This is a genomic window from Streptomyces sp. NPDC043685 (genome assembly GCF_056436585.1).
Genome location: NZ_JBWKCH010000009.1, coordinates 280,318 through 300,724, shown reverse-complemented (window position 1 = coordinate 300,724; position 20,407 = coordinate 280,318). Strand labels below are relative to the sequence as shown.

At 74.0% G+C, this 20,407-nt stretch carries 20 protein-coding genes; 9 read left to right on the top strand and 11 right to left on the bottom strand.

Annotated features, from left to right (window positions below; translation table 11 throughout):
- Positions 1–53: 53 nt before the first annotated feature.
- Together afsK and kbpA are read right to left on the bottom strand one after the other, a co-directional pair.
- Positions 54–2,432, bottom strand: a complete 2,379-nt coding sequence (gene afsK, locus AC0665_RS29065) for a protein serine/threonine kinase AfsK (protein ID WP_468411626.1) — start codon at positions 2,430–2,432, stop codon at positions 54–56.
- A gap of 193 nt (positions 2,433–2,625) precedes the next feature.
- Positions 2,626–3,348, bottom strand: a complete 723-nt coding sequence (kbpA, locus tag AC0665_RS29060) for an AfsK-binding protein KbpA (protein WP_468411628.1) — start codon at positions 3,346–3,348, stop codon at positions 2,626–2,628.
- A gap of 122 nt (positions 3,349–3,470) precedes the next feature.
- Between kbpA and AC0665_RS29055 the strand changes: the two genes are divergently transcribed.
- Positions 3,471–4,118 (top strand): TetR family transcriptional regulator, encoded by a 648-nt coding sequence (locus tag AC0665_RS29055; protein WP_363119230.1) that lies wholly within the window; start codon positions 3,471–3,473, stop codon positions 4,116–4,118.
- 83 nt (positions 4,119–4,201) lie between these two features.
- Here the strand turns inward: AC0665_RS29055 and AC0665_RS29050 are convergent, their stop codons facing one another.
- Both AC0665_RS29050 and AC0665_RS29045 read right to left on the bottom strand, forming a co-directional pair.
- The gene (locus AC0665_RS29050) at positions 4,202–4,672 is read right to left on the bottom strand and encodes a nitroreductase/quinone reductase family protein (protein ID WP_478509529.1); all 471 of its coding nucleotides are present in this window, start codon (positions 4,670–4,672) and stop codon (positions 4,202–4,204) included.
- A complete protein-coding gene (locus AC0665_RS29045; protein WP_478706089.1) occupies positions 4,669–5,859 on the bottom strand; it encodes an acyl-CoA dehydrogenase family protein in 1,191 nt (396 codons plus the stop codon). The genes AC0665_RS29050 and AC0665_RS29045 overlap by 4 nt, the downstream gene beginning before the upstream one ends.
- A gap of 110 nt (positions 5,860–5,969) precedes the next feature.
- Between AC0665_RS29045 and AC0665_RS29040 the strand changes: the two genes are divergently transcribed.
- The 4 genes from AC0665_RS29040 (at position 5,970) to AC0665_RS29025 (ending at position 9,175) form a co-directional block, all read left to right on the top strand.
- Positions 5,970–7,139: a thiolase C-terminal domain-containing protein gene (locus tag AC0665_RS29040; protein ID WP_478706088.1), complete on the top strand. Its 1,170-nt coding sequence runs from the start codon at positions 5,970–5,972 to the stop codon at positions 7,137–7,139.
- A 149-nt stretch (positions 7,140–7,288) separates the two neighbouring features.
- Entirely contained in the window at positions 7,289–7,714 is a 426-nt protein-coding gene (locus AC0665_RS29035; protein ID WP_468411636.1) for a pyridoxamine 5'-phosphate oxidase family protein, read from the top strand.
- Between the two features lie 45 nt (positions 7,715–7,759).
- Entirely contained in the window at positions 7,760–8,440 is a 681-nt protein-coding gene (locus AC0665_RS29030) for a pyridoxine/pyridoxamine 5'-phosphate oxidase (protein ID WP_478706087.1), read from the top strand.
- A gap of 105 nt (positions 8,441–8,545) precedes the next feature.
- Complete coding sequence (locus AC0665_RS29025; protein WP_478509533.1) at positions 8,546–9,175, top strand: NADPH-dependent F420 reductase; 630 nt, start codon at positions 8,546–8,548, stop codon at positions 9,173–9,175.
- Here the strand turns inward: AC0665_RS29025 and AC0665_RS29020 are convergent.
- The 5 genes from AC0665_RS29020 to AC0665_RS29000 form a co-directional block, all read right to left on the bottom strand.
- Positions 9,172–10,071, bottom strand: coding sequence for a GNAT family N-acetyltransferase (locus AC0665_RS29020; protein WP_478706086.1), 900 nt, complete (start codon positions 10,069–10,071; stop codon positions 9,172–9,174). The genes AC0665_RS29025 and AC0665_RS29020 overlap by 4 nt on opposite strands.
- Before the next feature lie 62 nt (positions 10,072–10,133).
- Positions 10,134–10,346 (bottom strand): DUF4287 domain-containing protein, encoded by a 213-nt coding sequence (locus AC0665_RS29015; protein ID WP_468411644.1) that lies wholly within the window; start codon positions 10,344–10,346, stop codon positions 10,134–10,136.
- A gap of 125 nt (positions 10,347–10,471) precedes the next feature.
- Complete coding sequence (locus AC0665_RS29010; RefSeq protein WP_478706085.1) at positions 10,472–11,086, bottom strand: GNAT family N-acetyltransferase; 615 nt, start codon at positions 11,084–11,086, stop codon at positions 10,472–10,474.
- 86 nt (positions 11,087–11,172) lie between these two features.
- The gene (locus AC0665_RS29005; RefSeq protein WP_468411648.1) at positions 11,173–11,616 is read right to left on the bottom strand and encodes a Zn-ribbon domain-containing OB-fold protein; all 444 of its coding nucleotides are present in this window, start codon (positions 11,614–11,616) and stop codon (positions 11,173–11,175) included.
- Positions 11,616–12,065: a DoxX family protein gene (locus AC0665_RS29000; RefSeq protein WP_478706084.1), complete on the bottom strand. Its 450-nt coding sequence runs from the start codon at positions 12,063–12,065 to the stop codon at positions 11,616–11,618. Before AC0665_RS29000 ends, AC0665_RS29005 begins: the two co-directional genes overlap by 1 nt.
- A gap of 224 nt (positions 12,066–12,289) precedes the next feature.
- Here AC0665_RS29000 and AC0665_RS28995 point away from each other — a divergent pair, with 224 nt between their 5' ends.
- The 4 genes from AC0665_RS28995 (at position 12,290) to AC0665_RS28980 (ending at position 17,321) form a co-directional block, all read left to right on the top strand.
- Complete coding sequence (locus AC0665_RS28995) at positions 12,290–13,495, top strand: flavin-containing monooxygenase (RefSeq protein WP_478706083.1); 1,206 nt, start codon at positions 12,290–12,292, stop codon at positions 13,493–13,495.
- Positions 13,496–13,622: 127 nt separating this feature from the next.
- The gene (locus AC0665_RS28990) at positions 13,623–15,848 is read left to right on the top strand and encodes an acetate--CoA ligase family protein (RefSeq protein WP_478706082.1); all 2,226 of its coding nucleotides are present in this window, start codon (positions 13,623–13,625) and stop codon (positions 15,846–15,848) included.
- Entirely contained in the window at positions 15,848–16,639 is a 792-nt protein-coding gene (locus AC0665_RS28985; protein WP_478706081.1) for an enoyl-CoA hydratase/isomerase family protein, read from the top strand. Before AC0665_RS28990 ends, AC0665_RS28985 begins: the two co-directional genes overlap by 1 nt.
- A 61-nt stretch (positions 16,640–16,700) precedes the next feature.
- Positions 16,701–17,321, top strand: coding sequence for a flavin reductase family protein (locus tag AC0665_RS28980; RefSeq protein WP_478706080.1), 621 nt, complete (start codon positions 16,701–16,703; stop codon positions 17,319–17,321).
- A gap of 221 nt (positions 17,322–17,542) precedes the next feature.
- Here AC0665_RS28980 and AC0665_RS28975 read toward each other — a convergent pair whose 3' ends face one another.
- Both AC0665_RS28975 and AC0665_RS28970 read right to left on the bottom strand, forming a co-directional pair.
- The gene (locus AC0665_RS28975; RefSeq protein ID WP_478706079.1) at positions 17,543–18,661 is read right to left on the bottom strand and encodes a methyltransferase; all 1,119 of its coding nucleotides are present in this window, start codon (positions 18,659–18,661) and stop codon (positions 17,543–17,545) included.
- Between the two features lie 206 nt (positions 18,662–18,867).
- On the bottom strand, positions 18,868–20,358 hold the full coding sequence (locus AC0665_RS28970; protein ID WP_478706078.1) for an MFS transporter: 1,491 nt from the start codon (positions 20,356–20,358) through the stop codon (positions 18,868–18,870).
- Between the last annotated feature and the right edge of the window lie 49 nt (positions 20,359–20,407).

The window sequence follows — 20,407 nt, the reverse complement described above, 5'->3', positions numbered from 1 at the left end:
GCCGCCGTCCGGATCCCCTTCCGCACGCCGGTACGACGGCCGTCCCGGGCCGGTCAGGCGGTGCGTGCCGTACCGGTGCCCTTCTCCGCGTCCAGGGCGTACACACACCGGTCCTTGCTGCACGCGTAGACCACCCCGTCACGGACGACCGGGGAGCCGGTGATCTCGCCGCCGGTGGCGAGCTTCCAGCGCAGCCGGCCGTCGTCGGCCTTCAGGGTGTACAGCAGGTGGTCGGTGGAGCCGAAGTGGATCCGGCCCTCGGCGACCGAGGGGGCGCCCACGATGTCGCCGCCCGCCTGGAAGCGCCACTTGGGCGTGCCGGTGACCGCGTCCAGGGTGTAGAGGCCCTTGCCGCTGCCCACGTGGACGTGGCCGGCGGCCACCAGGACGGGGTCGACGCAGGAGCGGGCCTCTGTGGCGATGCGCCAGCGGTCGCGGCCGTCGGTGGCGTCGAGGGCGTAGACCGTGCCGAGGTAGTCGGCGAGGTAGATGCCGCCGCCGGTGACGGCCGGGCCGGGGACGAAGGTGGGCGGGCTCAGGAACACGGCCGGGGCCTCGAAGTGCCACTTCACGTGCCCGGCGGCCACGTCGAGGGCGAGGACGCGGGTGCCGGCGCAGACGTAGACGTAACCGTCGGTGGCCTGGGTGAGCCGGACCGGGACGCCGCCGCAGGAGGCCGCGTCGCCGATCGGGTACGACCAGCGCTCCTCGCCGGTGCGGGCGTCCAGGGCGCGCAGCCGGGCGTCCTGCCAGACGTAGACCGTGCCGTCGTGCAGGGCGGGCCCGGCCTCGGGGGACTCGAAGTCGGACTGGCAGCCGGTGATCTCCCAGAGCTTCTGGCCGCCCGAGGCCTCCCAGCCCTGGACGCCGCCGCCGCGGGTGCCGGTGACGACGGTGCCGCGGCCGGCCTTGAGCGAGTACACCCAGGCGTCCGTCTGGAGGCGCCAGAGGTCACCGCCCTCCCGGGCGTCCAGGGCGAACAGGGTGGGCCCGTCGGAGGCGTGGATACGGCCGTCCGCGACCGCCATGGACCAGGCGACGTCCCGGGTCTTGAAGCGGCGGCGGCCGGTGGCGACGTCCAGGGCGTGCACCTCGAAGGAGGTGACGTAGACCAGGTCGTCGGCGACCGAGGGGGTGCCCCAGACGTCGTTGGACATGCGGAAGCGCCAGGGCCGCCAGCCGCCGGCCTGCTCGGGCGGTGCCGCCGGGGCCGGGGGCGCGGCGACGGCCGGGCCCACCGCGGGGTCCGTGCCGTTGACGCCGGGGCGGGGCTTGGACCAGGAGGCGGCGAGGGCGGCCTCCGGCGGGGGCGCCTTGACGGCGGCGGCACGCACGTCGGCGACGCGCGGGCCGGGGCCGATGGGCACCTGGCCGCCGGCCAGCCGGACCGGGCCGGTGTCGGGGCCGCCGGCCGGGGCCGGTACGGGCGCCGGGACGACGGGGTCGTGCGAGGGCGGGGGCGGGATGGGCGCGGGGCCGGGGGCGGGGCGTCCGCCGCCGCTGCGTCCGGCGCCGGGGGCGGGCTTGCCCGCGGCGCGGCCGTTGCGGCGGGACTCGATCATGCCCACGGCCCGCTCGGGCAGCCACGCGGAGGCCGTGCCGCTGTCGTCGGAGCCGGAGCCGAAGAGGTGGGGGGCCAGCTGGGCCTGGAGGTCGGCCGGGTTGGGGCGGGCCGTCGGGTCCATCTGCATGCAGGACTCGATGAGCGGCCGCAGCTCGTCCGGGAGCCCTTCGAGGTCCGGGCCCTCGCGCAGCAGCATGAAGACCGTCTCGACCGGGTTGGCGCCATGGAAGGGCGGGTGTCCGGTGGCGGCGAAGACCAGCATCGAGCCCAGGGAGAAGACGTCGCTCGCGCCGGTGACGCTGCGCGAGTCCTTGGCCTGCTCGGGGGACATGTAGGCGGGGGTGCCGACGGCGACGTTGGTCATCGTCAAACGTGTGTTCGACACCCCGGAGGCGATGCCGAAGTCGATCACCCGGGGACCGTCCTCGACGACGAGGACGTTCGACGGCTTGAGGTCGCGGTGCACCAGGCCCGCGCCGTGGATGGACTGGAGCGCCTCGGCCACGCCCGCCGCCAGCCAGCGCACCGCCTGGGCCGGCAGCGGCCCGCAGTCGTTCACTATCTCCTCGAGGGAGGGCGCGGGCACGTACGCGGTGGCCAGCCACGGCACGGCGGCGCGCGGGTCGGCGTCCACGACCGCGGCCGTGTAGAAGCCGGAGACGGCGCGGGCCGCCTCCACCTCACGCGTGAAGCGGACCCGGAACAGCTGGTCCTCGGCCAGCTCCGTCCGGACGGTCTTGATCGCCACGCGCCGGCCGGACGCCGAACGCGCGAGATAGACCAGCCCCATGCCGCCGGCACCCAGCCGTCCCAGCACCTCGAACGGCCCGATCCGCCGCGGATCGTGCTGCGTCAGCTGATCCACCACTCTGCCTGCCACCTCCCCGTACGAGCCGCGCCAAGCCACATGTTCCACGCGACCCCGTGCAGCGTCTCACCACCGCACCGCCATGGCGGCACGCACCCTGATTCTTCCTGGCCGGAGCCCTGGTTGCGAACCCGGTGACAATTCGGATGTCTCAGTACAGAGGCGACCAAACAATGACCAAACCCATGCCTGCTCAGCGGCGCAACAGCGCGAAGGACGCCCCCTGGTCGTCCGTGACGACGGCGACCTCGCCGTACGAGGTCGAGAAAGGCGGGGCCTGCACCCGGCCGCCGAGCCGTTTGACGTCCTCCAGCGCGGCCGGTACGTCCTCGACCGCGAAATGCACGAGGAAGTGGGGCGGCATCTCGGCCGGGAACACGTCCGAGACCGGGGCACGGCCGAAGTCCGGCTCGGCGTCGGGCCCGAACAGGGCCTCGTGGAAGAGATCGCCGTAGAAGGCGTTGGCCGCCTCCGTGTCCCGGGCGTACAGCTCCGCCCAGGCGAAGGTGCCCGGCTCGTGCCGCCTGCCGAAGCCGGGGTGCTCCTCCGGCTGCCACAGGGCGAAGACGGCACCCTCGGGGTCGGTGACCAGCGCGGTGACGCCCAGCTCGCCGGCCGGGACCGGCGCCGAGATCACCTGCCCGCCCGCGTCCCGGACGCGCCGGGCCAGGGCCGGTGCGTCCGGGGTCGCGAAGTACACCGTCCAGACGGTGGGCAGCCGGCCGTCCACCTTGCGGACCAGCGCGGCCACGGGCTCGCCGTCCTTCAGCGCCTGCGCGAAGGAACCGAACCAGTCCTCGAAGGTCCATCCGAAGAGCTCACCGTAGAACCGCTTGCCCGCCTCCACGTCGGGAAGCTGCGCGTCCACCCAGCAGGGGACGCCCTCTGCGTACACCGATGCCCTGTTTTCGGCCATGCCGACAACGTAACCGCGACGGCCGCACCGCGCAGACCAGGCACACCTGCCTCCGCACTCCCTCACACCCCATTTGCAGTCGGCCGAATCGCGCCCCGATCGCGCCTCGGTAAGCTGACGGCATGACAGGACAAGTGCGTACCGTCGACGGCCGCGTGGCCGGCCGGCGTGGGCAGGCGACCCGGCAGAAGCTGCTCGACTGCCTCAGCGAGATGCTCAGCTCCTCCCCGTACCGGGACGTCAAAGTTATCGATGTCGCCCGGAAGGCGGGCACTTCCCCCGCGACCTTTTACCAGTACTTCCCGGACGTCGAGGGCGCCGTCCTGGAGATCGCCGAGCAAATGGCGACCGAGGGCGCCGCGTTGACGGAGCTCCTTCAGGGCCGCTCCTGGGCCGGCAAGGCCGGCTGGCAGACGGCCCAGGAACTCGTCGACGGCTTCCTTGAGTTCTGGCGCAAGAACGACGCGATCCTCCGCGTCGTCGATCTCGGTGCCGCCGAGGGCGACAAGCGGTTCTACAAGCTCCGTATGAAGATCCTCAACTCGGTGAACAACTCCCTCGCGGACGCCGTCGCCGAGCTCCAGTCCAAGGGCCGGGTCGACAAGGACGTGAACCCGGCGGCCGTCGCCGGTTCCCTCGTCGCGATGCTCGCGGCCGTCGCCTCCCACCAGAAGGGCTTCTCCTCCTGGGGGGTGAAGCAGGCCGAACTGAAGCCGAACCTCGCCCTGTTGGTGTACCTGGGCGTCACCGGCCGGAAGCCGACGAAGTAGCGCGGCGCGGCGGCCTCTTACCCATCCAAGTCCTGTCTGGCAGGCGGTGGTCCCCCCGGGTGGACCACCGCCTGTCGCGCTTCCTACCTCCGTACGAGCCGGAACACCCGGATCTCGCGCTCCACCCGCGCCTGGTACGCCGCGTACGGCGGCCAGAACGCCAGCAGCGCCCGCCACGCCGCCGCCCGCTCCTCCCCCGCCAGCAGCACGGCCGTGACCTGGACGTCCCGCCCCTTCCAGCTGATCTCGGCGTCGGGGTGTGCGAGCAGGTTGTGACTCCAGGCGGGGTGCCCCGGCCGCCCGAAGTTGGACCCGACGAGGATCCAGGTACGCCCGCCGTCCTGCGGCATGCAGGCCAGGGGGGTGCGGCGGGGCAGTCCGCTGCGCGCCCCGGTCGAGGTCAGCACCACACCGGGCAGCAGGTGCGCGCTGAGCAGCACCCTTCCTCTGGTGAGCCGGTGGACGGCCCGGTCGACGGCGGGCACCACGTGCGGCGCCACCCGGGCGAAGCCCCGGGTCGACGACACCTTCTGCACCACGCGCGCACCTCTCATGTGCCGGCCTCCTCGACGACGTGTGCCGCGTCGGCCGCGTGTGCCCGCAGCCGGTGCACCGGCCCGAACAGCAGCTCGTCGCCCGCGGCACGCTTGAAGTACAGGTGCGCCTCGTGCTCCCAGGTGAATCCGATGCCGCCGTGCAGCTGGATCCCCTCGGCCGCGGCGCGGCGCAGGGCTTGGAGCGCCTGGGCGAGGGCGAGGCCGCCGGCCGTCTCTCCGGCGACCGGGGCGGCGGCGGCCCAGGCCGCGTAGTAGGCCGCCGAGCGGGCCGCCTGCACCTGGACGTACACGTCGGCCAGCCGGTGCTTGACCGCCTGGAAGGAGCCGACCGGGCGCCCGAACTGCTCGCGCTGCCCGACGTACTCGACGGTCCGCTCCAGCACCCGGTCGGCGGCCCCCACGGCCTCGGCGGCGAGACAGGCCGCGGCGGTGTCACCGAGCCGGGCGAGGGCGGGGAGCACGTCGGTGTCCTCGGCGCCCAGCAACTCGGCGGGTACGTCGCGCAGTTGCACTCGGGCCTGCGGGCGGGTCGCGTCCAGGGCGGTCTGCCGTAGGCGGGTGAGACCGGCGGTGTCCGGGCGGACGAGGAAGAGCAGCACCCGGGACCGGGCGAATCCCCCGGCGTGCGCGGCGACCACCAGCAGCCGGGCGCTGTGTCCGTCGAGAACCTGCTCGGCCTGCCCGTACAGCCGCCAGCCTCCCTGCGCCCGCCGGGCCTGCACGCCCCCGGCCCGTCCCCCGCCCGCCCAGGCCCCGCGCCGGTCGTGGCCGGTGAGCGCGAGGGCGGTGGCGAGGGCGGGCCCCGGCACGGCCAGGGCGGCGGTGAGCTCGCCGGAGGCGATGCGCGGCAGGTGCTCGGCACGCTGGGCGCCGGTGCCCAGGGCGAGCAGCAGCGGGGCGGCGAGGACGGCCGTGGCGAGCAGGGGCGTGGGGGCGAGGAACCGGCCCGTCTCCTCGCAGGCCAGGGCCAGTTCGGTCACCGAGCAGCCGACACCGCCGTAGGCCTCGGGGAGGGCCAGCCCGGGCAGGCCGAGCCGTTCGGCGAGGGTGGCCCACAGGGCCCGGTGGTGCCCGGCCGGGGTGTCGACGGCGGCCCGCAGCTCTTCGGGGCCGCACCGCTTGTGGAGCAGTGCGCGCAGGGTGCGGCGGATCTCGTCCTGTTCGCCGGTGAAGCGGGCGTCCATGGGCACCCCTCTCTCCGTATCTGACGGTGCGTCATATTAGGGCGACGGAACGGGGAAGCCCAGAGTCCTGCCGCCCCCGCGCCGCCCTGATCTGATGTACCGTCAGATTTATGACCTCCCGGAGGAAGGCGGCCGTCGTCGGCGTGGCCCTCTCGGACTGCGGCCGCGTGGACGACGCGACCCCGTACACGCTGCACGCCCAGGCGGCCCGCCGCGCCCTTGCGGACGCCGGCCTGGACCGTTCGCTGGTCGACGGCTTCGCCTCGGCGGGCCTGGGCACGCTGGCCCCCGCCGAGGTCGCCGACTATCTGGGCCTGCGTCCCACCTGGGTCGACTCCACCTCCGTCGGCGGCTCCACCTGGGAGGTCATGGCGGCTCACGCGGCGGACGCGATCGAGGCCGGGCACGCCCGCGCGGTGCTGCTCGTCTACGGCTCCACCGCCCGCGCGGACGTCAGGGCGGGCCGCCGCACCGGGACGCTGTCCTTCGGCACGCGCGGCCCCTCGCAGTTCGAAGTCCCCTACGGCCACACCCTGATCGCCAAGTACGCCATGGCGGCCCGCCGCCACATGATCGAGCACGGCACGACGATCGAGCAGCTGGCGCAGGTGGCGGTGCAGGCCCGGGCCAACGCGGCTCTCAACCCGGAGGCGATGTTCCGCACCCCGATCACCGTCGACGACGTCCTGTCCGGGCCCGTGATCGCCGACCCCTTCACCAAGCTGCACTGCTGCGTCCGTTCCGACGGCGGGGCGGCGGTGCTGCTGGCGGCGCGGGAGTACGTGCGGGACTGCCGTACGGCGCCGGTGTGGGTGCTGGGGACGGGCGAGGCACTCTCGCACGCGGCGCTGTCTCAGTGGCCGGACTTCACGGTGTCACCGGCGGCGGTGAGCGGACGGCTGGCGTTCGAACGGGCGGGCGTACGGCCCTCGGAGATCGACGTCGCCGAGCTCTACGACGCCTTCACCTACATGACCCTGGTGACGCTGGAGGACCTCGGCTTCTGCGCCAAGGGCGAGGGCGGGGCGTTCGTGGAAGGGGGGCGGCTGCGGGTCGAGGGCGGTGAGCTGCCGGTCAACACCGACGGGGGCGGGCTGTCGGCCCAGCATCCCGGGATGCGCGGGCTGTTCCTGCTGGTGGAGGCGGTGCGGCAGCTGCGCGGGGAGTGCGGGCGGCGGCAGGTGCGGCGAAGTGACGGTTCGCTGCCGCGGCTGGCGGTGGCGTCGGGGACGGGGGGCTGGTTCTGCTCGTCGGGGACGGTGGTGCTGGGGGCCGGGTGAGAGCCGCCCGCCGCCGGGCCGGGGAACGGGCGGTCCCTGCCGGGCCGGGGAACGGGCGGTCCGTGCCGGGCCGGGGTCCGGGAACAGGCGGTGTGCGTCGGGGCGTTGTAGTGCTCCGCATGCCGACCGTCTCGTCGAAGGAGACCGGAATGGCCCTGAGCCGTGAAGAACGTGAACAGTTCCTGGCCGAACCGCACATCGCGGCGCTCGCGGTCGACGCGGGGGCGGGCCGCGCGCCCCTGACGGTGCCCATCTGGTACCAGTATCGGCCCGGCGGCGACATCTGGATCATGACCGGCCGGGACTCCCGCAAGAACGAGCTGATCAGTGCGGCGGGCCGGTTCTCGCTGATGGTGGACCGGCTGGAGCCCACGATCCGGTACGTGTCGGTCGAGGGGCCGGTCGTCGACTCCTCCCCCGCCACCCTCGAACAGCTCCGGGAGATCTCGGCGCGCTACCTGCCGGCCGAGAAGGTCGACGGCTATGTGGACTCCGCCTGGACCGGCCACGGTGAGCAGGTGGTGCTGTGGATGCGGCCGGAGCGGTGGGTGTCGTCGGACCTGGGACAGGTGTGACGCGGCGCAGCCCCGTCGGGTGCCGGCACCGGTGACAATCGAGGCATGGCAACCGATCTTCACGAGCTGCTGAGGTCACTGCGGGTCTGGGACCCGGAGGTCACCAGCCTGCCCGCCTTCACGCCCGACACCGCCCCGGACACCCCTGTGCCCCTGTTCGCCGAGTGGTTCGCGGCGGCGGTGGCGGCCGGGCAGACCGAGCCGCACACCATGTCGCTGGCGACGTCGGACGAGTCGGGCCTGCCCGACGTGCGGATCGTGATGCTGCACGGCGCGGACGCCGACGGCTGGTCCTTCGCGTCCCACGCCGGCAGCCGCAAGGGCCGGCACCTCGCCGGGCGGCCGTATGCCGCGCTCGGCTTCTACTGGCCGGTGCTGGGCCGCCAGGTCCGGGTGCGCGGCCCGGTGTCGGCGGCCCCGTCGGCCCAGTCCCAGGGCGACCTGCACGCCCGCTCCACGGGTGCGCTGGCGGCGGCACTGACCGGGCGCCAGAGCGAGCCGCTGTCCTCGCTGGACGAGCTGGCCCGGGCCTCGGAGGCGGCCTGGGAGCGGGCGTCGCGGGAGCCCGAGGCACCCGTGCCGTCCTGGACGCTGTACCGGCTGCGGGCCGAGGAGGTCGAGTTCTTCCAGGGCGACGAGCGCCGCCGGCACGTCCGGCTCCGCTACCGGCGGGCGGCTCAAGAGACGCCCGGGGCGCGATGGTCGCGGGAACTGCTGTGGCCCTGAGGATGCGGCCGGGGGACCGGCGACCTCGGAACTAGGCCCTCGGTACCGGGCCGGACGGGTCCGTGGCCCGATCCGCGGGACTGCGACGCCGCATAGCGTCGCAGCATGCGTATAGGACTTCTCGGCACCGGCAACGTCGCCCGCGCGCTGGCCCACGGCTGGGGCGCGGCCGGACACGACGTACTCCTCGGCTCACGAAAGCCCGAGGACCGAACGGACCTGGGTCTGCCCGTGGCAGGCCTCGGCGAGACAGCGGCCCACGCGGAGGTGCTGGTCAACGCGACCCCGGGGAACGTCTCCCTGGACCTGCTCCGTTCCCTCGGGGCACCCGCCCTGGCCGGCAGGCTGCTGATCGACGTCGGGGTCGGACTCTCCGACGACTACACCGAGCTCTCGCACCCCAACAGCAGCCTGGCCGAACAGATCCAGGCGGCCTTCCCGCTGACCCCCGTCGTCAAGACGCTGTGCACCATGGACTCGACCGCGATGATCGCCCCGGACGGTCTGGCCGGCCCGTCCACCGTCTTCCTCTCCGGCAACGACCCCGAGGCCAAAAGGACTGTCGGGCGCCTGCTCACCGACCTCGGCTGGCCCCCCTCGTCCCACCTGGACATCGGCGACATCACCACGGCCCGCGGCCAGGAGCACTTCGCCTTCCTCTTCATGGGCATCGCGCACGGCCTGGGCTCCCACACGTTCAACATCAGGGTGGTCCCCCGGGCCGACGCCGCCTAGGAGCAGCGGAAGTCGTACACCTCGAAGTCCGCCACCGGCCGGTAACCGATGCGCTGGTAGAGGCCGTTGCTGGTGGGGTTGGCCAGGTCGGCGAAGAGGAGCACCTCCTCCGCGCCGGCGGCCAGGGCGGCGCGGGTGACCTCGGTCGTCACCGCGCCCGCGTAGCCCCGGCCGCGCAGGTGGGGCGGCGTGTAGACCGGGGCGACGCGGACCTGTCCGGCCACCCGGGGGCTGGTGCCGGCCATGGCGACGGGTGTGCCGTCGGGGGTCTCCCAGAAGGTGATCGCGCCGCTGTCGATCCGGGCGTCCGCCCACTGCGCGGAGTCGCGGACGGTGCCCTGGCCGACGGCCTCGCCGAACGCGTCGTGCCAGCGCACGAGGAGCTCGCGGTCCGCCGCGACGGCGACCCGGGGGCGGCCGGGCGGTACGGGGCCGGGCGGGGTCAGCGTGCCGAGCCGGTAGAGCCGCTGGCGCCGGCGGAGGGTCGCTGTCGTGCCCGTGTGCCGCTGCCAGGCCTCGGCGAAGGCGGCGGCGGTGTCGCACCGCGCGTGGACACCGGGCAGACGGCGGCCGGAGGCGGCCAGGCGCGCGGCGAGGGCGTCGGCGTCCCCGGGGGCGAGGGCGGTGAGGTCCAGCCCGTGCGGCGGGGTGCGGAAGAAGGCCGCCCGGACCGCCCCGTCCCGTTCCAGTACGCCGAACTCCGGCGGTCCGTCGCCGTACACGCTCCGCCCGCGCGTGCGCAGGGTCTCCGTGACCGTCAGCGGCACGGTGTGCAGTGCCGGGCGGGAGCGGAGGAAGGCGCCCGCGCGGGTCAGGAAGTCGTCGAGGTCATGGGTGAGGCGCCACCCGCCGCCGGCGGAAGCGGCCTCGGCGTCCGTGTCCGTGTCCGTGTCCATGGTTCATGGTGCCGTCGGCGGCCTCCCGGGCACCTCTGGTTTTTCCGCGGCGCCCGGCCCGCCTACGTGCCGCTGTCCTCGGCGAGCGTGTGCGCCACCAGCGCGTTGGCGTGGCCGTGCCCGAGGCCGTGCTCGGTCTTGAGCCAGGTGACGAGCTCCATGTGCCGGGTCAGCGGCGAGGTGCGGATGAGGTCCTGCCAGTCGGAGATCGGGCGGCCGTACTTCTTCTCGATGGAGGGGAAGTAACTGGCGGGGCCCTTCACGGGTGCGGTCATCTCGGCCGGTCTCCTTCTGCGGTGGCGTCGCGGGTGGGTGGTGGCGCCGGGTACGACCGGCGGGGCCGGGCGGACTCACCGCCCGGGGCGTATGACCCGTGTCACACGCGCAGGCCCGGCCCGGCTCACGGGCCCGCCGGATCCGGTTCCGGTTCGGGATCCGTGGCCAGGCGTGCGTGCAGATGGGCGTCCCGGAACGCGTCATGGCGCCCTTCTTGGAAGATCGCACCACGCAGGGTGCCCTCGTAGGGGAACCCGCACCGCTCGGCGATCCGGCACGACACGTCGTGGCCGACCGCGTGATCCAACTCCAGCCGGTGCAGCCCCAGTTCCCTCAGCGCCCAGTGGGCGGCGAGCAGCAGGGCCCGGGTGGCGACGCCCTGGCCCCTGGCCTCCGGCAGGACCCAGTAGCCGATCCGGGCGACCTTCAGGTGGTACTTGATCTCGTTGACGCCGATGTGCCCCAGCGCCGCATCGGTGCGCGCGTCGGCGACGCGGAACGACACCGACGTCCCCTCCATGGCGCTCTGTGCCCGCGCGAGCAGCGACTCCCGCGCGCTCGCCCGGTCCGTGACCGGCCTCAGCGGGGTGTTCCAGCGCTGGAACTCCGGATCCCGCAGGCCGCGCAGCCAGGTGTCGACGTCGGCCCCGGACCCGGCGTCCCAGGGGCGCAGACGGAGGCCGTGGCCGTGCAGGTCCGGGCCGGAGCCGGTCAGGGAGTAGTCGCGTAGGGGGGCCATGGGTCCCATTGAAACCCGTGGGGCGTGTTCGGGTGGGCCGGGACGAGGAGATCGTGACCTCCCGCACCGTCCGGCCGCCCCTGCGCTCAGCGCGGCTCGGCGGACGGCGTCGGCCCGGCCCCCGGCACCACCCGGAACACCGGGACGCCCTCCCGGAACGCCACCTCCAGAGGTGCCCCGGCCGACAGCGGCGGATCCTCGCCGGGCGGGCGGTCGCCCGCCCCCACGATCTCCGTCATCATCCGCGGCCCCTCGGCGAGTTCGACCACGGCGGCGACATACGGAACGCGGTCGGGGAACGGCGGCAGGTCGTTGCGGTGCACGACGGACCAGGTGTAGAGGGTGGCGCGGCCGCTCGCCCTCTCCCAGGTCACGTCCTCGCTCCAGCAGTGGGGACAGAACTCGCGCGGGTAGTGGTGGGCCCGGCCGCAGGCCCCGCAGCGACGGATCAGCAGCCTGCCCTCGGCGGCCGCGTCCCAGTACGCCGACGTGAAGGCGTCGGGCTCGGGCAGGTCGAAGCGGGCTGCCATCAGAACAGGCCCAGCGCGCTGTCCAGCGACCACGTCTGCCAGGACATCCCGAACAGGCCGACCACCGACATGAGCGCCATCATCGAGTTCTGTCCCTGCTCGGCGACGTCGTGGACCATGAGCGTGAAGTAGAGGGCGTTGAGGAGGAACCCGCCGGCCACGGCGACCGGGGTGAGGAAGCCACTGATCAGGCCCAGCCCGAGGGCCAGTTCGGCGTGGACGACGACGTACGCCATCGCGCGCGGGCGCGGCGCGACGGCCGCCTCGAAGCCCGCGCGGACGGCTTTCCAGCGGTGCTCGGCGGCGATGCCGGCCGCCCACGCGATGCCGGTGCCCCGTTCGCACCAGGCCTTGCGGTCCTTGTGCCGCCAGCTCTCCAGCCACCACAACCCGAGCCCGATCCGCAGCACGGCCAGCCATTGCGCCCCGGTGAGCCAGATCGTGTCCATGGAATCTGACGGTACGTCAGATACGGCGAAGCGCAAGACCCGGCGAGGACGCGGGAGACCCCGTGCGCGCCCCGGCGCGAGCATCGGAAACGATCACCGAGCCGTCACAAGCAGGCCCTTCGGCCACGAGCCCCTCTCCCTCCCCCCACAGCCGTGATCAATCCGAAACCAATTCCGGTCTTGACCGAGACCCATCAAGCGGTCCCGGGATTACGCTCCCGCTCATGGCCGACTCCGCACCCCCCACACCCGCCTCCGCGCAACCCCCCGCCGACCGCCCCGTCTACGTCATCGGCGGCGGCCCCGGAGGGCTCTCCGTCGCGTACGCGTTGCGGGCCCGGGGCGTACGGGCCGTCGTCCTGGAGAAGTCCGACCGCGTCGGGGCGTCCTGGCGCCGCCACTACGACCGGCTGCACCTGCACACCACCCGGCGCCTCTCGGCCCTGCCCGGGCTGCAGATGCCGCGCCGGTTCGGGCGGTGGGTGTCCCGGGACGACGTGGTGCGGTACCTGGAGAAGTACGCCGAGCACCACCGCCTGGAGATCGTCACCGGCGTCGAGGTGTCCCGCGTCGAGCGCGCCCCCGACGGCACGGGCTGGCTGCTGCGCGCCACCGGCGGCCGGGAGCTGACCGGCGCGGCGGTGGTCGTGGCCACCGGCTACAACCACACCCCGCGCGTGCCGGACTGGCCCGGCCGCTCCGCCTTTCCCGGCGAGTTCCTGCACGCCGGGGAGTACCGCAACGGCAAGCCCTACGCCGGCCGGGACGTCCTCGTCGTCGGCGTGGGCAACACCGGGGCCGAGATCGCCGTCGACCTGGTGGAGAGCGGTGCCGCCCGGGTCCGGCTCGCCGTGCGCACCGTCCCCCACATCGTGCGCCGTTCGACCGCCGGGTGGGCCGCCCAGTACAGCGGTGTGCTGGTCCGCCGGCTGCCGGTGGGCCTGGTCGACCGGATCTCCCGGGTGCAGGCCAAGGTGGCCGTGCCCGATCTGACGGCACACGGGCTGCCGCGCCCGGACACCGGGCTGTACACACGGGTGAAGCAGGGGGCGATCCCGGTGCAGGACGTCGGTCTGATCGACGCCGTGCGCGAGGGCCGGGTGGAGATCGTGGCCGCCGTGGACGGTTTCGAGGACGGTGGCAAGATCGCCCTCGCCGACGGCACCCGGATCTCCCCGGACGTGGTGATCGCCGCCACCGGGTACGTCCGCGCCCTGGAGGACCTGGTCGGTCACCTCGATGTGCTCGACGACCGCGGCAGGCCCGTCACCCACGGCGCCCGCGCCCCGAAGAACGCCCCCGGCCTGTACTTCACCGGCTTCACCAACCCGATCAGCGGCAACCTCCGCGAGCTGGCACTCGACGCGGTGAAGATCGCCAAGGCCGTCGCGCGGAACGCCCCGGGGGGCGTGTCCCGGCTGCCGGGTTGAGCGACCCGGGCCGGCCGGTCGACGGCTTCGGCAACTTCGCCCGCACACACCGTTCCTGACGTCGCATCAGTTCAGTAATCTGACAAGGCGTCAGTTGGCGGCTGTCTCACAGGAGCGGGCGGAAACGATGCTTGGATCGACTCACGGCACCCTCACCACCGACTCCCGCCGGACCCGGGCCATCGCCTGTGGCGAGCGGTCCGGCCCCGTCGTGCAGGGCAGACCGGCCCAGGCGGGCGACCTCGACGTCAGCGGACGGCCCCTGCACGCCGACGCACCCGACCTGGACCGCTTCTTCCGCCCCCGGTCCGTCGCCGTGATCGGCGCCTCGGACGCCGAGGGCCGCCCGAACACCGGCATCACGCGGCAACTGGCCGACTGGGCGGAGCGCGTCGGCGCCCGCCTCTACCCGGTGCATCCCACCCGGCCGTCCGTCTTCGGCATCCCCTGCCGCCCTGCCGTGTCCGACCTGCCCGAGCAGATCGATCTGGCCGTGGTCCTGGTCGGCGACCCCCTCCCGGTGATCGAGGAACTGGCGGAGGCCAAGGCGCGGTTCGCGGTCGTCTTCGCGTCAGGGTTCGCCGAGACCGGCCCCGAGGGCGAGGCCGCCCAGCAGCGGCTGACCGCCGCCGTCGAGCGGTCCGGGCTGCGGCTGCTGGGGCCCAACACCAACCTCAACGCCTTCGAGCGGTTCCGCGACGACCTCCAGGGCCCGGCGATCGCGCTGATCACCCAGTCCGGCCACCAGGGCCGCCCCGTCTTCGCCTTGCAGGAGCTCGGCATCCGCCTCTCCCACTGGGCGCCCACCGGCAACGAGGCCGACCTGGAGTGCGCCGACTTCCTCTCCTGGTTCGCCGAGCAGCCCGAGGTCGGCGCGATCGCCTGCTACCTGGAGGGGCTCAAGGACGGCCGTTCCTTCCTGCTCGCCGCCGACCGGGCCGCCCGGCGCGGGGTGCCGGTCGTGGCCGTCAAGGTGGGCCGCACCGAGACCGGCGCCCGCACGGCCGCCTCCCACACCGGCAAACTGACCGGCGCGGACGCGGTGGTGGACGCTGCGCTGCGCCAGTACGGCGTGATCCGGGTCGACGGGCTCGACGAACTCCAGGACACCGCCGCCCTGCTGGCCCGGGCCCGGCCGCCGCGCGCCGAAGGGGTCGTCGTCTACTCGATCTCGGGCGGCACGGGCGCGCACGTCGCCGACCTGGCGACCGGGGCGGGACTGAGCCTGCCGGTCCTGTCCGAGGCCAAGCAGGCCGAACTGCACCAGTGGATCCCCGCGTACCTGTCCGTCGCCAACCCGGTCGACAACGGCGGCCACCCGGTCGGCGACCACCGCGGCCGGAAGATCATCGACGCGATCCTGGACGATCCCGGCGTCGGCGTGCTGATCTGCCCGATCACCGGGCCGTTCCCCCCGCTCAGCGACCGGCTCGTCCGCGACCTGGTGGACGCGGCGGAGCGGACCGACAAGCTCGTCTGCGTGGTGTGGGGGTCGCCGGTCGGTACCGAAGCGGCCTACCGCGAGGTCCTGCTCGGCTCCTCCCGCGTGGCCACGTTCCGCACCGTCGGCAACTGCCTCACGGCCGTCCGCGCCCACCTCGCCCACCACCGCTTCGCGGCCGCCTACCGCTCCCCCTTCGACGAGGCCCCGCGCACCCCCTCGCCGTCCTACCGCAAGGCGCAGGCCCTGATGCAGCCCGGCCGGCAGCTCAGCGAGCACGCGGCGAAGCAGCTGCTGCGGGCCTACGGCATCCGCGTCCCGCGCGAGCAGCTGGTGACCAGCGCGGCGGCGGCCGTCCGCGCGGCCGGACTCGTGGGGTACCCGGTGGTGATGAAGGCCTCCGGTGCCCGGATCGCCCACAAGACCGAGCTGGGGCTGGTGAAGATCGGGCTGACCTCGGCCAGCCAGGTCCGCGACGCCTACCGCGAGCTGACCGACATCGCCCGCTACGAGGACGTCTGTCTGGACGGCGTCCTGGTCTGCCAGATGGTGGAGCAGGGCGTCGAGATGGTCGTCGGTGTCACCCACGACGACCTGTTCGGACCGACCGTGACCGTCGGGCTCGGCGGCGTGCTCGTCGAGGTGCTGCGCGACACCGCCGTGGGAGTGCCGCCCTTCGGGGAGGAACAGGCGCGGGACATGCTCGCCGGGCTGCGCGGGCGGGCCCTGCTCGACGGGGTGCGGGGACGGCCGCCGGCGGATCGGGACGCGCTGGTCGAGGTCGTCCTGCGGGTCCAGCGGATGGCCCTGGAACTCGGCGACCAGCTCGCCGAGCTGGACATCAACCCGCTGCTGGTGCTGCCGCGGGGGCAGGGCGCCGTGGCGCTGGACGCGCTGGCGGTGTGCCGCTGATGACGGGCGCCGCCGTGCTGCACACGACCCGCGACCACGTCCTGTCCGTCACCCTCAACCGGCCCGAGAGCCTCAACGCCCTCGCTCCCGGCGGGCGGGAGGAGATCATCCGGCTGCTGTCGGAGGCGTCCGCGACGGCGGAGGTGCGAGCGGTCGTGATCACGGGGACGGGCCGGGGTTTCTGCTCCGGCGCCGACCTGCGGGGCACCGCCGCGAGCGGCGAACGCGCCGCCGGCGACGTCGCCCGTACCCTGCGCACCGGCGCCCAGCGGCTGATCGCCGCCGTGCTCGACTGCGAGAAACCGGTGATCGCCGCGGTGAACGGCACGGCCGCCGGGCTCGGCGCGCACCTCGCGTTCGCCTGCGACCTGGTCCTGGCGGCCGCGTCGGCCCGGTTCGTCGAGGTGTTCGTACGGCGGGGCCTGGTGCCCGACGCGGGCGGCGCGTACCTCCTCCCCCGCCTCGTCGGCCCGCTGCGGGCCAAGGAGCTGATGTTCTTCGGGGACGCGCTCACCGCCCCGGACGCCGAACGCCTCGGGCTCGTCAACCGGGTCGTCCAGGACGAGGAGCTGGAGAAGACGGCCCACGCGTGGGCCGAGCGGCTCGCCTCCGGCCCGACCCGCGCCCTCGCCCTGACCAAGCAGCTCGTCAACGCCTCCCTCGACACCGACCGCGCCACCGCCTTCGCCGCCGAGGCCGCCGCGCAGGAGATCAACATGACGACGGCGGACGCGCGGGAGGGCGTGCGCAGCTTCGTGGAGCGGCGCGACGCGGAGTTCAGGGGCCGTTGACCCTTCCCGCCGCTCCCCAACCCTTCACATCTGACGAAATGTCAGTTTCAATGCTCGGGTGATGGGACAAGCAGGGACGGCGGAAGCGGCCGTGCGCTACCTCAGGTCCGCCGGCACGGCCGCCCCGGAGCCGGTCGAGGCGCTGCCGCGCCCCGAACTGCGCTGCGTCGGCGCCGACGAGCGCGCTCCGCTCGACCCCGCCGAGTTCCGCCGGGTCCTGGGCGATTTCGCGACGGGCGTCACCGTGATCACGGCACCGCCCGCCGCCCCCGGCGCGCCACCCGCCGGTTTCGCCTGCCAGTCCTTCACCTCCCTCTCGCTCGACCCGCCCCTGGTCGCCTTCATGGTCGGCCGGACGTCGACGACCTGGCCGCGGATCGCCCGCGCCGGGGTGTTCTGCGTCAACGTCCTGGGCGCGGGCCAGGGCGAGCTCTGCCGGGCGTTCGCGGTGAGCGGCGCGGACAAGTTCGCGGGCGTGGCGTACGACGCGGCGCCGCGGTCGGGTGCCCCGCGTCTGACGGGTGCCGTGGCGTGGATCGACTGCGCGGTCCACGCCGTCCACACCGGCGGCGACCACCTCATCGTGGTCGGCCGGGTCACCGCCCTCGGCCCGGGCCAGGACGACCCGGACGGCCCGCTGCTCTTCCACCGAGGGCGCTTCAGCCGGCTGAAGCGCCCCTAGGTACCCAGGTCTTGCCCGCTGAGTCCCTCCGTCCGCCCGGGGGGCGGGCCCTGCGGCGTCTGGTGCGTGCTCTCGGCGTGCAGGGTGCAGTCCCTCGTACTGGACGTACGGGGGAGTGCGCCCGGTGCGGCGAGCAGGGGATACCCCCTGCTCGAAGAGCTTGGGGAGCGTGCCAGGCGTCGCGGGGCAGGAGGGACTTGGCGGACACGCCCCAGGTCGTGTCAGCCCGCCGTCAGCCGCCACAGTGACGTGATCTCGGCGGCCCGTGCGGCGTGCAGGGGATCGCCGGTGTCGCGCACGCGTGGGTGCCGTGGACGGGTGTCCAGGCGGCCGGCCACGCGGAGCCCGGCCTCCTCGACGGCGCTCAGCAGCTCCTCCCGGCTGCGCAGTCCGAGCCGTTCGGCCAGGTCGGACAGCACGAGCCAGCCCTCGCCGCCGGGTTCCAGCCGGCCGGCGAGACCGGCGAGGAACCCGTGGAGCATGCAGCCGCCGGCGTCGTAGACGCCGAGGTCGAGGTCGGAGGCCGGCCGGGCGGGGATCCAGGGCGGGTTGCAGACGACGAGGTCGGCGCGCCCCTCGGGGTACAGCTCCGGCCCGCGGACCCGGACGCTCCCGTCCAGCCCCAGCCGCCGCACGGTGTCCCGGGCACACTCCCGCGCCCGGGCGCTGACGTCGGTGCCCACGACCCGCCCGGCACCGCGCCGGGCCAGCACGGCGGCGAGCACCCCGGTCCCGGTGCCCAGGTCGAAGGCCGTGCGCACGGCACCGCCGCGGGGCAGCGGGGCCCGCGCGACGAGGTCGACGTACTCGCTCCTGGTCGGCGCGAACACCCCGTAGTGCGGATGGATCCGCGCCTCCAGCGCCGGAACGTACACGCCCTTCTCGCGCCACTGCCGGGCGCCGATCACCCCCAGCAGCTCGCTGAGGGCGACGGCCACGGGACCGTCGGACGGCCCGTAGGCCTCGGCACACGCCCGGCGCACGTCGGGCGCCCGGCGCAACCCGAGCCGGTGGCCCTCCTCCAGCAGGACGAGCACCTTGCCGAGCACGCGCGCCCGATGGGCACGGAACCGGCGGTGCAGATGAAAGGTCTCGGCCGGAGTGCCGGCCGCACCCGGCGCACTTCGGCCGACACGGCGGTCGAGCGCGCGCAGCACCTGGCGCGCGTTGTGGAAATCCCCGCGCCACAGCAGCGCGGTGCCCTCACAGGCCAGTCGGTGGGCGACGGCGGCCCGCATGCCGTCGTCGGCGACGACGACACGGCGGGGCAGGGGCAGCCCGGACTCAGAGTGCCAGCGGGCGGAACGGGGTCGAGCCTCGACCCAGTGGATCGTGGACACGGCGAACTCCTCGGAAGGTCGAACGTGAGCGAACGCGCGAAGTCACGAGGCGCACGTCACCGAGGACCATGCCGAGTGTCATCGACGGACCTTTCGAAGCAGGGGAGTTGCCGGCCGGACAGAATATGCGCCGTAGAGGTCCGGGGCGTACTCGCACGGACGGCGAAGGCCCGTCTTCGGACCGCCGGCCCGGGACGGGCACGGCCTCATGGCCCGGCCGGTGCGCCGTGCTCCGCCGCGGTCCTCGGAAGGGCCGCCATCACGAGGGCCGCCACGACGTACAGCGCCGCGGAGACGCCGAGGACGATGCCGAGCGCGTGTGCGTAGCCGGCCGGATCCGGTGCGCCGGACGGCGAACCGGTGACGGCGGCGAAGAAGACCGTGCCGAGCACGGCGATGCCGATGGCGCCGCCGATCTGGTGGACGGTGGACAGGACGCCGCCTGCCGCGCCCGCCTGGTGCCCGGGGACCCCGGCGAGGACGACGTTGACGAGGACGGGTGCGGCCAGGCCGAGGCCGAGTCCGCCGACGAACAGCCCCAGGGCGAGGAGCCGGTACCCGGGGTCGTCGCCGTCCCCCACGACGGCCAGGAGCACGAGCTGGGATGCCGCGATGGTGAGCGAGCCGGTGATCAGCAAGGCCCGGCCCGCCCGGGCGGCGAAGGCGACGCCGAGCCCTGAGGTGATGATCGAGCCGAGGGCGTAGGGCAGGATCACCAGGCCGGTCTCCCACGCGGTCCGGCCGGTGCCGGCCTGCAGGTAGACCGACAGGGTGAGGAAGAACGATCCGATGCCGCCGAAGAAGAGCACGGACGCGCCCAGGCCGACGGTGAACGCGCGGATCCTCAGCAGGGCCGGGTCGAAGGCGGGTTCTCCGCCGCTCCCGGCGAGCTTGCGCTCGTAGGCGAGGAAGAGCGTCAGCAGGACGACTCCGGCCGCGAGAAGGGCGTAGCTGACCGTGGTCCAGCCCCAGGTCTCGGTCTGGATGACCGGCAGCAGGACGAGCAGGATGCCCGAGGCCGCGAGCAGCGCCCCGGCGAGGTCCAGTCGCGCGGTGGAGGCGGAGCGGGATTCCGGCAGGACCTTCGCCCCGACGACGAGGGCGGCGATCGAGAGGGGCACGTTGATCCAGAAGATGGTGCGCCACCCCAGTCCGAACAGGTCGGCCTCGACGAGGAGTCCGCCCAGCAGGGGGCCGGCGACCGCGGCGAGCCCCTGGACGGCCCCGTAGGCGCCGAACGCCTTGGCGCGCCCGGCCGGGGCGAACGACGCCCGGATCACGCCGAACACCTGCGGGACCATCACCCCCGCTGCCAGTCCTTGCGCGGCGCGCGTCCCGATGAGCATCCCGGGATCGACGGCGAGTGCGCAGAGGGCGGAGGTGACCATGAAGGCGGCCAGGCCGATCAGGAACAGGCGCTTGCGGCCGTACTGGTCACCGAGCCGCCCGCCGGTGATCAGCCCCGCGCCCAGGGTGAGGGTGTAGGCGGCGATCGTCCACTGGATCTGCGCGGCACCGGCTCCCGTGTCGCGGGCGATGGCCGGAGCCGCGACGGTGACGATCGTCGCGTCGACGAGGTCCATGAAGGAGCCGAACAGCACGACGAGGAGCGCCAGTCCGGCGCTCGCGCCGGAGATGTGCGGGGAGGGAGCGCCGGGGGCGGGTGTGCCCTCTCGGTGGGTCTGTGAAGCGGTCATGGCGGCCAAGGTCACACCTATAGTTGCCACCGATTGGCCGCTTTGCGGG

Excerpts from the sequence above, each read along its gene's own strand:
- AC0665_RS29025 (WP_478509533.1), top strand. The coding sequence starts at position 8,546 with ATGCGTATAGGACTTCTCGGCACCGGCAACGTCGCCCGCGCGCTGGCC.
- AC0665_RS29035 (WP_468411636.1), top strand. The coding sequence starts at position 7,289 with ATGGCCCTGAGCCGTGAAGAACGTGAACAGTTCCTGGCCGAACCGCAC.
- AC0665_RS28985 (WP_478706081.1), top strand. The coding sequence starts at position 15,848 with ATGACGGGCGCCGCCGTGCTGCACACGACCCGCGACCACGTCCTGTCC.
- AC0665_RS29055 (WP_363119230.1), top strand. The coding sequence starts at position 3,471 with ATGACAGGACAAGTGCGTACCGTCGACGGCCGCGTGGCCGGCCGGCGT.
- AC0665_RS29005 (WP_468411648.1), bottom strand. The coding sequence starts at position 11,616 with ATGGCAGCCCGCTTCGACCTGCCCGAGCCCGACGCCTTCACGTCGGCG.
- AC0665_RS28995 (WP_478706083.1), top strand. The coding sequence starts at position 12,290 with ATGGCCGACTCCGCACCCCCCACACCCGCCTCCGCGCAACCCCCCGCC.
- AC0665_RS29045 (WP_478706089.1), bottom strand. The coding sequence starts at position 5,859 with ATGGACGCCCGCTTCACCGGCGAACAGGACGAGATCCGCCGCACCCTG.
- AC0665_RS29000 (WP_478706084.1), bottom strand. The coding sequence starts at position 12,065 with ATGGACACGATCTGGCTCACCGGGGCGCAATGGCTGGCCGTGCTGCGG.
- AC0665_RS29010 (WP_478706085.1), bottom strand. The coding sequence starts at position 11,086 with ATGGCCCCCCTACGCGACTACTCCCTGACCGGCTCCGGCCCGGACCTG.
- AC0665_RS28990 (WP_478706082.1), top strand. The coding sequence starts at position 13,623 with ATGCTTGGATCGACTCACGGCACCCTCACCACCGACTCCCGCCGGACC.
- kbpA (WP_468411628.1), bottom strand. The coding sequence starts at position 3,348 with ATGGCCGAAAACAGGGCATCGGTGTACGCAGAGGGCGTCCCCTGCTGG.
- AC0665_RS29030 (WP_478706087.1), top strand. The coding sequence starts at position 7,760 with ATGGCAACCGATCTTCACGAGCTGCTGAGGTCACTGCGGGTCTGGGAC.
- AC0665_RS29015 (WP_468411644.1), bottom strand. The coding sequence starts at position 10,346 with ATGACCGCACCCGTGAAGGGCCCCGCCAGTTACTTCCCCTCCATCGAG.
- AC0665_RS28980 (WP_478706080.1), top strand. The coding sequence starts at position 16,701 with ATGGGACAAGCAGGGACGGCGGAAGCGGCCGTGCGCTACCTCAGGTCC.
- AC0665_RS29050 (WP_478509529.1), bottom strand. The coding sequence starts at position 4,672 with ATGAGAGGTGCGCGCGTGGTGCAGAAGGTGTCGTCGACCCGGGGCTTC.
- AC0665_RS28970 (WP_478706078.1), bottom strand. The coding sequence starts at position 20,358 with ATGACCGCTTCACAGACCCACCGAGAGGGCACACCCGCCCCCGGCGCT.
- AC0665_RS29020 (WP_478706086.1), bottom strand. The coding sequence starts at position 10,071 with ATGGACACGGACACGGACACGGACGCCGAGGCCGCTTCCGCCGGCGGC.
- AC0665_RS29040 (WP_478706088.1), top strand. The coding sequence starts at position 5,970 with ATGACCTCCCGGAGGAAGGCGGCCGTCGTCGGCGTGGCCCTCTCGGAC.